The sequence below is a fragment of the Rhodoferax sediminis genome (assembly GCF_006970865.1).
GTDB classification, from domain to species: Bacteria; Pseudomonadota; Gammaproteobacteria; order Burkholderiales; family Burkholderiaceae_C; genus Rhodoferax_A; species Rhodoferax_A sediminis.
Map to the genome: position 1 here is coordinate 3121978 of NZ_CP035503.1, position 14312 is coordinate 3136289.

At 64.8% G+C, this 14312-nt stretch carries 14 protein-coding genes; 3 read left to right on the forward strand and 11 right to left on the reverse strand.

Features of this window, described 5'->3' with window-relative positions; all coding sequences use genetic code 11:
- Window positions 1-81: 81 nt before the first annotated feature.
- The 4 genes from EUB48_RS21740 to EUB48_RS15100 all read right to left on the reverse strand — a co-directional run bounded on the left by EUB48_RS21740 (window position 82) and on the right by EUB48_RS15100 (window position 3559).
- Entirely contained in the window at window positions 82-540 is a 459-nt protein-coding gene (locus EUB48_RS21740; RefSeq protein WP_338052448.1) for a hypothetical protein, read from the reverse strand.
- Window positions 541-872: 332 nt separating this feature from the next.
- Window positions 873-1298, reverse strand: coding sequence for a helix-turn-helix domain-containing protein (locus EUB48_RS15090; protein ID WP_168226751.1), 426 nt, complete (start codon window positions 1296-1298; stop codon window positions 873-875).
- Window positions 1299-1641: 343 nt separating this feature from the next.
- Window positions 1642-2685: an ABC transporter substrate-binding protein gene (locus EUB48_RS15095; protein WP_244618214.1), complete on the reverse strand. Its 1044-nt coding sequence runs from the start codon at window positions 2683-2685 to the stop codon at window positions 1642-1644.
- Between the two features lie 160 nt (window positions 2686-2845).
- Entirely contained in the window at window positions 2846-3559 is a 714-nt protein-coding gene (locus EUB48_RS15100) for a Crp/Fnr family transcriptional regulator (RefSeq protein ID WP_142819911.1), read from the reverse strand.
- Window positions 3560-3624: 65 nt separating this feature from the next.
- On the opposite strand from EUB48_RS15100, the gene EUB48_RS15105 reads away from it, so the two are divergent.
- From EUB48_RS15105 to EUB48_RS15115, 3 genes are read left to right on the forward strand one after another with little or no spacing between them, the layout of a single operon-like run.
- On the forward strand, window positions 3625-4155 hold the full coding sequence (locus EUB48_RS15105) for a thiamine pyrophosphate-binding protein (protein ID WP_142819912.1): 531 nt from the start codon (window positions 3625-3627) through the stop codon (window positions 4153-4155).
- Between the two features lie 10 nt (window positions 4156-4165).
- Window positions 4166-4759, forward strand: coding sequence for a thiamine pyrophosphate-dependent enzyme (locus EUB48_RS15110; RefSeq protein WP_142819913.1), 594 nt, complete (start codon window positions 4166-4168; stop codon window positions 4757-4759).
- A 4-nt stretch (window positions 4760-4763) separates the two neighbouring features.
- A complete protein-coding gene (locus EUB48_RS15115; protein WP_142819914.1) occupies window positions 4764-6383 on the forward strand; it encodes a GMC family oxidoreductase in 1620 nt (539 codons plus the stop codon).
- A gap of 45 nt (window positions 6384-6428) precedes the next feature.
- On the opposite strand, the gene EUB48_RS15120 is transcribed toward EUB48_RS15115, so the two are convergent.
- The 7 genes from EUB48_RS15120 to EUB48_RS15150 are packed head-to-tail and all read right to left on the reverse strand — an operon-like array spanning window position 6429 to window position 14301.
- Window positions 6429-7703: an MFS transporter gene (locus tag EUB48_RS15120; protein WP_168226752.1), complete on the reverse strand. Its 1275-nt coding sequence runs from the start codon at window positions 7701-7703 to the stop codon at window positions 6429-6431.
- Window positions 7687-8937, reverse strand: coding sequence for a glycolate oxidase subunit GlcF (gene glcF, locus EUB48_RS15125; protein WP_142819916.1), 1251 nt, complete (start codon window positions 8935-8937; stop codon window positions 7687-7689). The genes EUB48_RS15120 and glcF overlap by 17 nt, the downstream gene beginning before the upstream one ends.
- A 2-nt stretch (window positions 8938-8939) precedes the next feature.
- Complete coding sequence (glcE, locus tag EUB48_RS15130; protein WP_142819917.1) at window positions 8940-10034, reverse strand: glycolate oxidase subunit GlcE; 1095 nt, start codon at window positions 10032-10034, stop codon at window positions 8940-8942.
- Between the two features lie 12 nt (window positions 10035-10046).
- Window positions 10047-11546, reverse strand: coding sequence for an FAD-linked oxidase C-terminal domain-containing protein (locus tag EUB48_RS15135; protein WP_142819918.1), 1500 nt, complete (start codon window positions 11544-11546; stop codon window positions 10047-10049).
- A 34-nt stretch (window positions 11547-11580) separates the two neighbouring features.
- On the reverse strand, window positions 11581-12555 hold the full coding sequence (locus EUB48_RS15140) for a Bug family tripartite tricarboxylate transporter substrate binding protein (RefSeq protein ID WP_142819919.1): 975 nt from the start codon (window positions 12553-12555) through the stop codon (window positions 11581-11583).
- A 22-nt stretch (window positions 12556-12577) separates the two neighbouring features.
- Complete coding sequence (locus EUB48_RS15145; RefSeq protein ID WP_142819920.1) at window positions 12578-13063, reverse strand: aconitase X swivel domain-containing protein; 486 nt, start codon at window positions 13061-13063, stop codon at window positions 12578-12580.
- Window positions 13060-14301: an aconitase X gene (locus tag EUB48_RS15150; RefSeq protein WP_142819921.1), complete on the reverse strand. Its 1242-nt coding sequence runs from the start codon at window positions 14299-14301 to the stop codon at window positions 13060-13062. The genes EUB48_RS15145 and EUB48_RS15150 overlap by 4 nt, the downstream gene beginning before the upstream one ends.
- Between the last annotated feature and the right edge of the window lie 11 nt (window positions 14302-14312).

Here is a 14312-nt window from a genome sequence, read left to right on the forward strand (position 1 = left end):
CCGTTGTAGCGCTGGAAGACCAAAGTGGCGTTGGTTCCACCAAAACCGAAACTGTTCGACATGATCGTATTCAACGTGACGTTATCCTGGCGTTCGCGCACGATGGGAATACCCTCGGCGCCCGGATCGAGTTGAGTGATGTTGGCCGACGCACTGAGGAACTTTTCCTGCATCATCAACAAGGAATAAATGGCCGCATGCACGCCGGCCGAACACGATGCGCAGGGCTTCGAGTTCCCGGGTATCGCCGACCGGCGTACTGGTGTCGTGCGCATCGATGTAATCGATCTTGTCCGTGACGGTGTCCTTTTGCCGAGCCAGCCGCAGACCGCGAAGCCGACCGCCTCGCGATGATCGAGTTGTGATCGGCCACCGACTCCATTGCGCCATGCAGGCGGGGGGGGGGGGGGGGGGGCCGATCACAACGACCCGTGCGGTCGGATTCGGGTGCATATACGATGGAAAAGATGCGGGGGCTCTGGCAACAAGAGCCAGATGTCGAACACCCGTGCGTTCGATGTTTTCATGTCGATGCTCCATGTCAGTGGACAACGACCCTCGAAACAGCGCCGAAATGCCGGCCCAGAGGATTCTTCCGGGCCACACCGGCTGCCCGACGTTGCGCAGAACGGGTAGCGCGAAATTGAAAAAGCCGCTGTAAATCAACGACTTACAACGGCTTTTCTCTTGACTGGCGGAGTGGACGGCTACGGGCGGACACCATCATAACGTATCAGGAAGTGCCACAAATCCAGCATTGACGCGGTCCGCGGCGACTTTCGTCGTCCCGCGCCGATTCACCGAATCCCACCAAATCTTTGTCGCATCCGGGTATGAAAACGGGGGTCCGTTGAGTTGGGCGGAGACGTCATCTACACGACTTGAAGCGGCCTGTTGATTTCCATCCAAACTTGACCCCGGCCTGCCATCCAATATTGACCCCACCGATTGCAGTTTAAAGCCTCGCGCTTGAAGCTGCGCTGCAGGTGTGGCTTGACGCCGTTGCGCCGCCACACCCGCCGGATGGTGGTGGCGCTCAAGCCCAGATGTTCGGCGAGCGTGCGCGTGCTCCAGTGCGTGCCCGCCACGGGCTTGGGTGCAGCGTCACCTGAAGAATGCGCGAGTGCACTTCGGGGGGTAAGCGTGAGTGTGCGCCCCGAACGCGGCGCGTCCTGGCGCAGCGCGTCGATCCCCCCGCCCAGGAAACGCTGGCGCCACAGCGCGACTTGGCGACGATCCAGATCAACCTGTGCAGCGATGTCCTTGTTCTGCCAGCCTTGGGCCGCCAGCAGGATCACGCGAGCGCGTTGTTGGAGTCTGGCTTCGATCGCCGGCGCTTGGAGAGCGCGCGCAACTCGCGCTCGGTCGTGAGATCAAGCTCAATCGTTTCGGCAACTCGCATCGCTCCAGCCTCCTGAACGGTTGGGGTATGCCGGAACGAATAAGTTCTATAACTTTGGGCGCACTACGCTAATGCCTCGACCGTGGTCCTGATTGACACATCGGGGGGAACGCGACGGTCTCGCCGCCGGGTCACTTCGAGCCACTCGGCCGCAACGTGGTCATCACACTGGCAGTCGAACGATTCAAGCGACGATTAGCACGGCACGGCGCGGACGACTCGCAGACCCTCGTTCCCGCTTACTTCTTTTGCGCTTCGACGAACTGCCGCACATAGGATGCATCTATCGCCGCGGCGATCGCCTCCTTAGCCAGTGGCGCAGGGATGCTGCCGACGTCGGCGAGTATCTGTGTGGCCGTGTGCAGTTTGTCGACCAGGCCGCCGCTCCCCGAGACCAGGGAATAAGGAGAACCCGGATCGACCTGTTGCGCGAAAGTCGGGTGGCGGGAGCAACAAAGGCGATCGTAGGTGGCCTTTGCCACCGTCGGCGTAACCGACAAATACTTGACGAGTGCATCAACTGCCAGTTGGGGATTCTTTTCGATCGTTGCCCGCGCCTCGGCAGTGATCTGCACGAGCTTGAGTCCAACGTCAGGATGCTGCTTCAGGAACTCGGTTCGCGCGCCGGTCAGCACCGGGCAGATGCCATCATAGTCAGAGTCGTAGTTGACAATCTTGTGCCCACTCTCGGCCAGCGCTTGCGGATACGGCGCCCAGGTAACCCCCGCATCGATGGAACCACTCGCGAAAGCGTTTGCGTAAAGGGCCGGCGCGATGTTGACCGTCTTCAGGTCGCTGTATTTGACGCCGGCCTTGCGAGCCATCAGGCCGAGAGCGACCTGCGCGCAGGTGCCCGACGGTACACCGATAGCCTTGGCCTTGGCCAGATCCTTGTAGCTGGCAATGCCCGACTTGGCACTGACTACCAAACCCTCGCCCGGGGCATCATCCAGTGACCAAAAAAGAAGCTTCACGGGGATGTCCTGTCCGAGCGCAAATGCAGAGGCGAGGCCCGTCGTAAACACATCGAGGCTCTTGCTCTTCAATCCGGCGAGCAAGGGGGCACCTGTGGTGAAGAAGAAGAAGTTGGGCTCCAACCCATGCTTCTGAAACAACCCGAGGTCCTTGGCAACATACACGATGTAGTAGTCGGCCTTCGGTACGCCATAGTTGAACTTCAACGGCTCCTGCGCATGGGCCGCCCCAACAGTGCCGAGACAGAAAATCGCCGCAATCGCTGCGGCGCTTGTCCAAATTTTCGTGATTTTCTTCAGCCACAACATCATTCGTCTCCTGCTTGGTGGTTCATATCCCATTGAATCCGGGTCAAACGGCGGCGCGCCGCGCCAGATCAAACGCTTGCCGGGTCAGTGTCCTATGGGGAGGTCGGCCAAATCTGTCAAAAATCCGACACACCACGCATATCGGCCGCCGGGCCGCCGGTCACTCGCCGACGATGGCGCTCAGGGCCTGCTCGTCGCGAACGACGAAATGGGAGTAGCTCATGGAGATGATGTTTTCGCGTTCTAGCTGTTTCAGCTCCCGGTTGACGCTTTGCCGCGTGCGCCCGAGCATGTCGGCGAATTCGTCCTGCGACAGCTTGAGCGAGATCGCCACGCCGCTGGGGCGCGGCAACCCATGCACGGCCATCAGGGAAAGCAGCATGCGTGCGCAGCGAGCGCGCAACGAAAGAAGCGCGTTGTCGGCCGCATGTTCGTAGAGCACGCGCGAGCGCAGGCACAGCAGGCGCAGCAGCAGCCGGGCGATGTCCGGTTGCCCGGTCACGGCTGCCAGAAAGCTCTCCTTGGGAATCAGCAGCAGGGTCGAGTCACCGTGCGCGCAGACATCGTGAATCGAGAGCTGATCGTCAAGAATCGGGATCAGGTTCATGACCTGCCCCGGCCCGAGGTAGCTCCACACGTGACGCTTGCCGGACTCGGCGCTGTGGCTCACATCAAGCACGCCTTCGATCACGACGCAGAGCGAGCCGATGGCTTCCCCGCGCCGGCACAGCACCTCGCCACTCGCGAGCTGGCGCAGATCTCCCTCCTTCACGAAGCGGTCGAGCGTGGCGCCATCGAAATGACTGAACCATGGGTCACGGCCCAGCAGGGCTCTCGCGAGCGGGCGGTAAGTAGGTCGGACTGTTTTTGGCATGTTTTAGACAGATATTTTCACCACTACTGCCCAGAATTGCCTCGCATCAACGACACGAAACCGCGATGAACGACACCACGTTTCACATTCCTGCCTCAAGTTACCTCGAGGCGCTGCGACGCAATGGCGTCGACTATTTTATAACCGTCCCCGACTGGGTCCAGCTGGCGCTGCACACGCGTATCGAGCAGGGCGTGGCAGGCATCCACCAGGTCACCTGCTGCAACGAGGACCAGGCACTGTCGGTGTCGGCGGGGCTGCGCATTGGTGGCAGGAATCCGATTGTGGCCATTCAGAATCAAGGACTGTTCGCCTGCGTCAATTCGCTGCGAGCCATCGGCCTGGATGCCAAAATTCCGATCGTTTTTCTGATTGGCCAATTCGGACGCGAGTTCGCCAATTTCGGCCTGGACCCCGGCCAATCGCGCCGCAGCATGGTGCGCTATCTCGAACCGCTGCTCGACGCCATGAGTGTGTCCCATTGGCGCCTTGAGCGAGAACAGGATCTGCGTTTCGTCGACGAGGCGTTCGCCTTCGCGCTCGAACACAAGCGCCCCGCGGCACTGCTGGTAGGCGCTCCCACTGGCTGGAACTGAAGGAAACCCCATGAACATCCTTTCTGCCTGCGACGCGATCAGTCGCGCGCGCCACGACGCCGTACTGGTGGCCACTATGGGCGCGATGAACGCATTCGACCGGCTCGGTGCCGGCCAGCCGCGTATCAACTCGGTACCGCTGATGGGTGGCGCGCCCAGCATCGGGCTCGGCATCGCGCTGGCCCAGTCCGCTCACAAGGTGATCGTGGTCGATGGCGACGCCAGCCTGCTGATGCAGCTCGGCAGTCTGGTCACGGTGGCTGGACAGCAGCCGCGCAACTTCTACCATTTCGTGATCCACAACGGCACCCAGTTCACCGGTTTGTCCAACTTGCCGCTGGCAGGTGATTCGCATCTCGATTTCACGCAGATGGCCGAAGCGGCTGGCTACCGACGCGTGCACCGCCATGATGACCTGGAGGTCTTCAGCGAGGCCCTGCCCGGCCTCCTCGCGGAGCCGGGGCCGACACTCGTGGAGTTGGTCGTTGAGTCCGATGCACCCGTCTTTGGCCCGGACCATCCGCAACAGGACTGGGCTGACCTGCAGTTCACGCGCATGGGCGACGAAGCATCCAAACTCGCCAACTGGCTCTTGAGGAAGTAACACCATGACACGACAATTCGATTACATCGTGGTCGGCGCAGGCTCGTCAGGCGCTGCGCTGGCAACCCGTTTGAGCGAAGGCGGCGCCGACGTGCTGCTGCTCGAAGCCGGCCCCCCGCGTGAAAACGATTTCTGGGTCAAGGTGCCCATCGGCATCGCCCGTATCGTCGGCAATCCTGTCTACGTCTGGCCATTCAACACCGAGCCGCAGCCGACACTGGCCGGCCGGACCGTCTACTGGCCGCGCGGCCGGCTGCCTGGCGGCTCCAGCTCGGTGAACGGCATGATCTTCGTGCGCGGAGACCCGGCCGAGTTCGATCACTGGCGCGACCTCGGCAACACCGGGTGGGGCTGGAACGACGTGCTGCCCTATTTCAAGCGACTGGAGTCCACCCTCGTCGGCAACGACCAGACCCGTGGCCGCTCCGGACCGATCGCGGTCACGCCCTTGTCGGCGACGCCGGACGAGCTGTCGGATGCCTTCATCTCGGCATGCGAGCAAGCCGGCATCCCGCGTACGGCAGACTACAACGGGCGCGCCTACGAAGGCGTAAGCTACCTGCAACTGTCGACCCTGCGGGGCCGGCGCAGCAGCACGGCCACAGGCTACCTGCAAGGTCTGCGCAACCCGCGCGTTTCGCTCGAAACCGGGGCCCTGGCACGGCGCGTGCTGTTCGACGGGCGCCGGGCGGTCGGCATCGAGTACGAACAGGGCGGCCGCATTGTGCAGGCGTATGCGGCGCGCGAGGTCATCCTGTCTGCGGGACCTTTGAAAACGCCCCAACTGCTGGAGCTGTCCGGTGTGGGCGATGCGGCGCTGTTGCAGCGGCTGGGCGTGCCGGTCGTGCACCATCTGCCTGGCGTCGGCGAGAACCTGGTGGACCATCTGCAGTCGCGCATCACGCTGGCCTGCACCCGCCCCATCACATTGAACGAAATCGTCGGCCGGCCGCTGCGCCAGGCCTGGATGGGGGCCAAATACCTGGCGACACGTCGCGGATTCATGGCCACGCCCTCGCACACCGTGCATGCATTGGCGAAGACATCACCAGCGCAAACGCGCCCGGAGGTGAAGATCCAACTGCAACATCTGAGCGGCAAGGATCGCTTCGAAGTTTCGGACCGTGGCGCCGGCAGCGGCCTGGACAGTCACCCGGGCTTTTCGGTTGGCTTCTTCCAGTTGCGGCCAGCATCGCGCGGGTACGTACACACCACCACCACCGACGTACATGCCGCCCCAAAGATCGACCCGCGCTACATCACCGAGGAGGCTGATCAGCAGGTCATGCTCGAGGCGCTGCGCCTGACGCGCTCGGTCGTGCACCGGCCCGGCATGACGCGCTATATAGAGCGCGAGACCCGACCGGGCGCCGACGTCGAATCGGACGCCGACCTGCTCGCCTACATCAGGCAGTCAGGTCAGACTTCGTTCCACCCGGTCGGTACCTGCCGGATGGGTGACGACGCTCTGGCAGTGGTCGATGCCAGCTTGTTGGTGCGTGGGCTCGCCGGGCTGCGCGTCGTCGATTCTTCCATCATGCCGACCATGCCCTCATCGAACACCAACGCCGCGTCGATCATGATCGGAGAGAAGGCGGCGGATCTGATCGGCAAGACTTCTTGACCTGAACCTCGCGTTGCTCAGGCCGGGTAAGGTGGTCGCGCCCGTTCAAGGCACGTCGAACCGCTTTCGCTTTGCGACCAGGATCAGCATCCCCGCGCAGGCCATCAGCGCGGCGCAGCGGAACGTCATCGCGTAGCCACCGCTGACATCGTGCATCCACCCACCACCACCGCTGCCCAAGCCGGCCGCGACGAAAGCGAAGAAGTACATCTCCGCGATGCGCCGCCCCGACTCGGACGCCGGGAACATGTCGCTGGCAAGCAATGCATAGATCGGCAAGTAGCCGCCGAAGCCGAGGCCAATCAGTGCGCTCGCCGCCACCAGTGCCGGGTACCCCTGCGACACCGCAAGCAGGCCGATGCCGGTGAGATGGATCGCCGACGCCACCAGCAACACGCGAAAGCCTCCCCAATGCCGCGCCAGCCATCCCGCGAGCAGGCGCGAGAACAGCGTAGCGCCAAGCAGCCCCGACATCAGGGAGGCAGCAACTACGGGCGCGAAGCCACGCTCCTCGCCAAACGCGACAACGTGACCGATGACGACGAAGGTCGCCAGGCTGGTCAGCGCCAGCGCCAGGCCCAGCGTCCAGAACCGGTGCCAATGCTCGCCGTTGCGTTGCTCCGCAGCCGGCGCCGATGCAGCTGCGATCGTCACCGGCGGTGCGCGTCGAAAGGCTAGCGCGCAAGGCACCAGCAGCGCCAGTGCGACGCCCGCGTAGAGCTCCAGGGTGGTGCGCCAGCCGATGCGATCGGCACCGAGCCGCAGCAGCGGCGGAATGAAAAAGCCGCCGACGCCTTGGCCGCTGGTCCCGATCGCCATTGCCAACGCGCGATGGCGGTCGAACCATCGGCTCAGGGCGGCCGTGAGCGGGCTGAAGAACGCGCCCTGCCCCACGCCGCCGATAAGTACGCCACATGCCAGATGCAGGGTGAGGATGCCGCTGGCGCGCGACGCGAGAAACAGGCCACAGGCAGTGGCGACGGAGGCGGTCAGTGCGATCGGGAAGAAGCCCCAGCGATCCATCATCCGCCCAAGAACCAGGCTTCCCAAGCCCGCGCCGACCAGGGTCGACATGTGCACCCAGGCGATGCTGGCCGCCCCGGTGTTCCATTCGCGGGCCAGTGGCTTGAGCAGCACCGGAACGGCCGACACGGCGCCGAAGCTGATCGACGAGATCACCAGCACCAGCGCGGCCAGCCACCAGCTGTAGGCACATTCAACACCGCGATCCATGGCACATGGCGCCACAGCCATAATACCGCCGGCCGGTCGGCCGGGCTCGATACGGCGCGCCATGTCCAATTCAGGCAGCCACTTCATGCGCCGCCAGCGCCTCATCGAGCACCTCGACCCAATGCTTCACGGGCGTGGTGGTGCCCGTCTGCAGATGCTGGATGCAGCCGATGTTGGCCGAGACTATGCATTGCGGCGCCAGCGCCGCGAGGTGCCCCAGCTTGCGGTCGCGCAGCTGGTACGCGAGCTCGGGCTGCAGCACCGAGTAGGTGCCGGCCGAGCCGCAGCACAGGTGGCTCTCGGCGGCGACCCCAACCTCGAAGCCCAGCGCCTTCAGGTGCGTCTCGACCCCGCCGCGCAGCTGCTGGCCGTGCTGCAGCGTGCAGGGCGGATGGAACGCGAGCTGGCGCGCCGCATCGCTCACGCGCACCCGGCCCTGCAACTGCGGCACCAGCTCGGGCAGCAGCTCGCTCAGGTCGCGCGTGAGGGCGCTGATGCGCGCGGCCTTGTCCGCATAGACCGGGTCGTGCGCCAGCGCGTGGCCGTATTCCTTGACCGTCACGCCGCAGCCGGACGCGTTCATCACGATGGCCTCGACCTGGCCGGCCTGCACCATGGGCCACCAGGCGTCGATGTTGCGGCGCATGTCGGCCTGCCCGCCCGCGGGATCGTTCAGGTGCGTGCGCAGCGCGCCGCAGCAGCCGGCGCCGGCGGCCACCACGGTCTGGATGCCGGCGGCATCGAGCACGCGCGCGGTGGCGCTGTTGATGTTGGGCAGCATGGCCGGTTGCACGCAACCGGCCAGCAGCAGCACCTTGCGCGCATGCTCGCGGCTGGGCCAGACCCTGGCGCGGGCGCCGGCCGGCGCGGGCACCTTGTTCTTCAATGCGGCGGGCAGCAGCGGGCGCACCAGCTGGCCGAGCTTCATGGCCGGCGCAAACAGGGGAGATGTCAGGCCTTCCTTGAGCAGCCAGCGCACGGCCTTCTCGGTGGCCGGGCGCTCGACGCGCGCTTCGACGAGGTTGCGGCCAATGTCCACCAGGTGCCCGTATTCCACGCCCGAGGGGCAGGTGGTTTCGCAGTTGCGGCAGGTCAGGCAGCGGTCCAGGTGCAACTGCGTCTTGCGCGTCGGGGTGGCGCCCTCGAGCACCTGCTTCATCAGGTAGATGCGCCCGCGCGGGCCGTCGAGCTCGTCGCCCAACAGCTGGTAGGTCGGGCAGGTGGCGGTGCAAAAGCCGCAGTGCACGCACTTGCGCAGGATGGCCTCGGCCTCCAGGCCTTCGGGCGTGTTCTGGTATTCGGGGGCGAGGTGGGTCTGCATGCTCAGAACTCGGCGAACATTCGCCCACGGTTGAAAATCCCGGCGGGATCGAATTGCTGCCTCAAGGCGCGGTGGATTCTGTCCAAAGGCGGCTTCAAGGGAGAAAAAACGGCTGTAGCCACCGCCGACTCTTCGCTGTCCGCTATAAAAAGCGTAGCGTGACCGCCCACGGCCGCAGCCGCCGCGCGCAGCCGCGGGGCCTGCGCGGCCGGGGCCTTGAGCCAGCGCTGGGCGCCGCCCCATTCGATCAGGCACTCACCAACGTCTAGCGGCGGGGCGCTGTCGGGCACGCTCATGCGCCACAGGCATTCGTCGCCCTGCCGCGTGAAAAACGACAGGGTCTGCTCGCGCAGCGCGGCCCAGCCCGCGGCCGCCGTGGCGGGGTCCAGGCGCTCGCCGCCCATGCTGGAGCAGCCCGCTTCGACCGCCGCCACGGCCCCGCGCAGGCGCACCCACAGGGACGGCTGGCCGGCGTCAACCTGCCAGCAGTTGGCGTTGACCGGGAGCGGCTGGGCGGCCCAGCGGTTGAGCTGCTGGAGTGCTGCGGCCTCATTGAGCTGGAAGCGCAAGGTGGCTTGCCTCTGTGCCACCGGCAACACCTTGAGCGACACCTCGGTGATGACGCCCAGGGTGCCGAGCGAGCCCGCCATCAGGCGGCTGACGTCGTAGCCCGCCACGTTTTTCATGACCTGGCCGCCAAAGCTCAGCAGCTCGCCCCGGCCGCCGAGAAGGGTCACGCCGAGCATGTAGTCGCGCAGCGCACCCACGGCCGCGCGCGCCGGGCCATTCAGTCCGGCCCCCACCATGCCGCCGACGGTCGCTCCGGCCCCAAAGTACGGCGGCTCGAAGGGCAGGCACTGCCCCTGCTCGGCCAGCTCCGCTTCCAGCGCAGCCAGTGGGGTGCCGGCGCGCGCGGTCACCACCAGCTCGCTCGGCTCGTAGCTGGTGACGCCCGTCAACGGTGTCATGTCGAGCAGCTCGCCGATCAATGTCTGCCCGTAGAAATCCTTGCTGCCGCTGCCGCGGATGCGCAGCGGCGTGGCGCCGGCGGCGGCAGCGCGCACGCGCTCCACGATGTGTTGCAGGGCGGGTTCCATGTGTGCGGCCCTTCAGAAGCGAGGCAGTTCGGGATGCGCGATCTGGCCGCCGCGCACCACCATCTTGCCGTACTCGGCGCAGCGCTGCAGGGTCGGAATGACCTTGCCCGGATTCAGCAGCCCTTTAGGGTCAAAGGCCCGCTTGACGCCGAACATCTGCTCGTTCTCCGCGGCCGTGAACTGCACGCACATGCTGTTGAGTTTTTCCACGCCCACGCCATGCTCGCCCGTCACGGTGCCGCCCATGGCCACGCTGGTCTCCAGAATGTCGGCGCCGAACAGCTCACAGCGGTGCAGCTCGTCCGGGTCGTTGGCATCGAACAGCACCAGCGGATGCAGGTTGCCGTCGCCCGCGTGGAACACGTTGCAGCAGCGCAAGGCGTATTTCTTTTCCATCTCCTGAATCGCCAGCAGGATGTCGGCCAGGCGCTTGCGCGGGATGGTGGAGTCCAGGCACATGTAGTCGGGACTGATGCGCCCCGAGGCGGGGAAGGCGTTCTTGCGTCCGCTCCAGAATTTCAGGCGCTCGGCCTCGTCCCGGCTGACCTGGATGGCGGTGGCGCCGCAGCGCTCCAGCACCTCGCTCATGCGGGCGATCTCCTCTGCCACTTCTTCGGGCGTACCGTCGCTCTCGCACAGCAAAATCGCCTCGGCATTCAGGTCGTAGCCGGCGTGCACGAAGTCTTCCACGGCCGCTGTCATGGGCTTGTCCATCATCTCCAGGCCGGCCGGAATGATGCCGGCCGCAATCACCATGGCCACGGCGTCGCCCGCGCGGCGCACGTCGTCGAAGCTGGCCATGATGCAGCGCGCCAGCAGCGGCTTGGGGATCAGTTTGACGGTGACCTCGGTGGTCACGGCCAGCATGCCCTCCGAGCCGATCACCAGCGCGAGCAGATCCAGCCCGGCGGCATCCAGCGCATCGCTGCCGAACTCGACGGCCTCGCCTTCGATGGTGAAGCCCTTGACCTTGAGCACGTTGTGCACCGTCAGGCCGTACTTGAGGCAGTGCACGCCGCCCGAGTTCTCGGCCACGTTGCCGCCGATGGTGCAGGCAATCTGGCTCGACGGGTCGGGCGCGTAGTACAGGCCGTGCGGCGCCGCCGCCTCGGAGATGGCCAGGTTGCGCACGCCGCACTGCACCAGCGCGGTACGGCTGGCCGGGTCGATCTTCAGGATCTTGTTGAACTTGGCCAGGCTCAGCGTCACGCCCAGTGCGTGCGGCATGGCGCCGCCCGACAGGCCAGTGCCGGCGCCGCGCGCCACCACCGGCACCTCCAGCGCGTGGCAAGTCTGCAGCACAGCCTGCACCTGCTCATAGGTTTCGGGCAGGGCCACGGCCAGCGGGCGCTGACGGTAGGCGGTCAGGCCGTCGCACTCGTAAGGCGTGGTGTCTTCCGCCTGCCAGAGCAGCGCATGCGCAGGCAAAACGGCCTGTAGCCCTTTTACTATCTTGGCTTGCAGCTCTGCTTTTTGTAGCAGCTCTGGTTCGAGGGATGAGGGGGCGTTCATGGTGTGCGCCGTTGCTATTGACCTGAAAATGAAATCAATTCTCGAAATGGATGCCGCGCTCCTTGGCAATCACCTGGTACCGCCGACGCTCGGCCGCAAGGAAGTCGGTGAACTCGGTGCCGCGCAGCCCCAACGGCTCGACTCCTCCATCAAGCAGGCTTTCCCGAACGACGGGCTCACGCACGATGACCGCAATCTCCTTGCCGAGCCGCTCAACGATGGCCGTAGGTGTCTTGGCGGGGGCAAACACCCCCATCCAGTTGGAAAAACGGTAGTCCTTCATGCCGGGGGACTCCGACACCGAAGGAACGTCCGGCATCGCCGACGAGCGCTTGATCGTCGTCACAGCAAGCACCTTGAGCTTGCCCGCCTTTGCCTGCGCAATGATGGGCGGCATTCCCACGATCGCCATTGACACCTGGTTGCCGAGCAGATCACCCACGGCTGGCGCCGCGCCCCGGTACGGGATTTGCACGATCGACGTGCCAAAAGCCTTGTTGAGCGCTTCGCCCGCGAAGTTCATGGAACTGCCCGTGCCCGGCGTGGCATAGCTGAGCTTGCCGGGATGGGTCTTCGCATAGGCCATTAGCTCGGACAGGTTTTTCGCGGGAACGGAGGGGTTCACCACCACAACGAGCGGCGTCTCGCCCGCAAGCACCACCGGTGCGAAGGCCGTCTCGGCGTTGTACGGCGTCTTTTGCCCCGCCGCCGGGCCGACGATCACTTCCGCTGGCGATGCCAACAGCAAGGTATAGCCGTCCGGGCGCGCCCGGGCGACCATGTCTGCCCCGAGCGCTCCACTCGCGCCGGGGCGATTCTCCACCAAGACAGGCTGCTTCAGGGCCTCTGCCAGGCCTTTCGCAAGCGTGCGGGCCACGAAGTCCAGGCCACCGCCTGCCGGATACGCAACGATGAGGCGAATCGGCTTGTCCGGAAAGGTCTGGCTATGGGTTGGCGGGGCCAACGCGAGGGTTGCCAGGGCCAAAGAGGCCAGCAGGGCGATTTTCATGGAAGTCCTTTTGAATTCGTTGTTACGCGCCGGGCTCAATGCGAGGCCTCGCGTCCACGGGCAGCGGCACGGCGCCTGCATGCCCAGCATCGGCTTGACGCGATACCACTTCGATCACGCGCCGGCCGGCGTCGACCCGCACCCAGTCACCGGTGCGCACGACACTCGCAGGCTCGGGCTCCCAGCCTTCGGTGATCACGATATCGGCGAAGATCGCCCCTTGCACCATGACCGGATTGGTCACGCCGAACACGAGGGCCTTGGGCGCCAGGCCCTTGCACTTCAAGTCGTAGTAGGCCCACCCCGCCGCAACGCCGCCCTTGGCGGTCGGAAAAAAGCAGATCTTGTCGACGATGCTCTCGCCTTCAAGCGCATGGCCCGGCTTGGTGATCAGGCCGCTCCAGCGATCCAGGTCGTAGCGCGGCGAGAAGCCTTCCGTCGAAACCAGGGCCTCGCCCTCAACCACCGGCCCGTACGCCCGGTTCACCCGTATCGTGGTGTCACTCATGCAAGTCTCCCGGTGCACGCGACGTCAACGCATTGCGCCGTGGTGCGCAGGATGGTGTTGAAGCGATGCGCACCGATGATGTTCACCAGCTTCGCGGAATTGGAGACCATGTTGGTCCAGCCATTCTGGATACGCATCGCCGACAGATTCTGGAGAATATAAAAGCACACCCCTTCGAGAATCGTGACACCCGCGGCCTCGAGGATTGCTGCGTAACCGATACCCCGGGCTTGGGCAAGCACCGCACTATTGGTGGTAACGAAGCAGCTCGATCCGGGCTGCACACGGCGACCTTCGAACAGCTCGGCCAGGCGTTTCATCTCGAACAACGATTGCTGCGGCCCCGAGAACACCACCAGCCGCGCGTCACCATCACCCAGCCCGAAGCCGGCATAGGCGCGCTCCAGGGCGGCATTGTCGATGACCAATGTTTCGCCGGGTGCGCCGCCATGAAACGCGGCCTCGAGGGTCGGGGCTTCCGGCGTGACGCCGACGAAATGAAACATACCCATCGACCCGTAACTAGCCAGCGCCGCACCAAGGTGCTTGAGTTCGTCGGCGCTCGGCGAACCGTGGTAACCATGGAACACAGGCACCGCATAGTAGTCCTGGTGCGGCTGCCCAACCAACTTGCCCAGCAACCCCCAGTCTGCGAGGTCAGCCAGTTCGGCGTCGATCCGCACCGCGAATGTGCCTTTGCGATGCGCGTCGAGATGGAAACCGTATTCGGGTGTGCGACCGGTAATGGCGGCCGCCAGCGCCGCCGGTCCGGCTTCGAAGTTGGATCGGGCACCGAGCACCGAATTGGCGTAGATCACCGTGCCGGTGTCACCCCACGCCACATGCTCACCCATATGGGGCTGGTACACCGTCTGATAGTTAATGCAGGTGTCGGTGGTGACCACATCGAGTTTGCGCAGTTGCTGGATCAGTTGACGCTCCTTGCCGACCTCGGCCGGGGTCTGGCCAAGCGCATCACAATGAGCGAAATCAATGCAGCGCGCATTGGTGGTCACGTTGACCTTGCAGGGGGTATCGTGCGCGGCAAACGCCTTCAACCAAGCAAGGCCGCCGTCGCCCATGACCTCGATGTCGCCCATCATGTGGACGTTCGAGACCGGTACGAAGCGCTGGGCGCCCCAGAACTCACCCACCTTCTTCTGGTAGGCAATGGCAGTTTGCAGCGCCTCGCCGTGATCGCCATCGAGCATCGCCTGCTCAAGCGTTGAAAGGTCCATCGGTGCCAGCC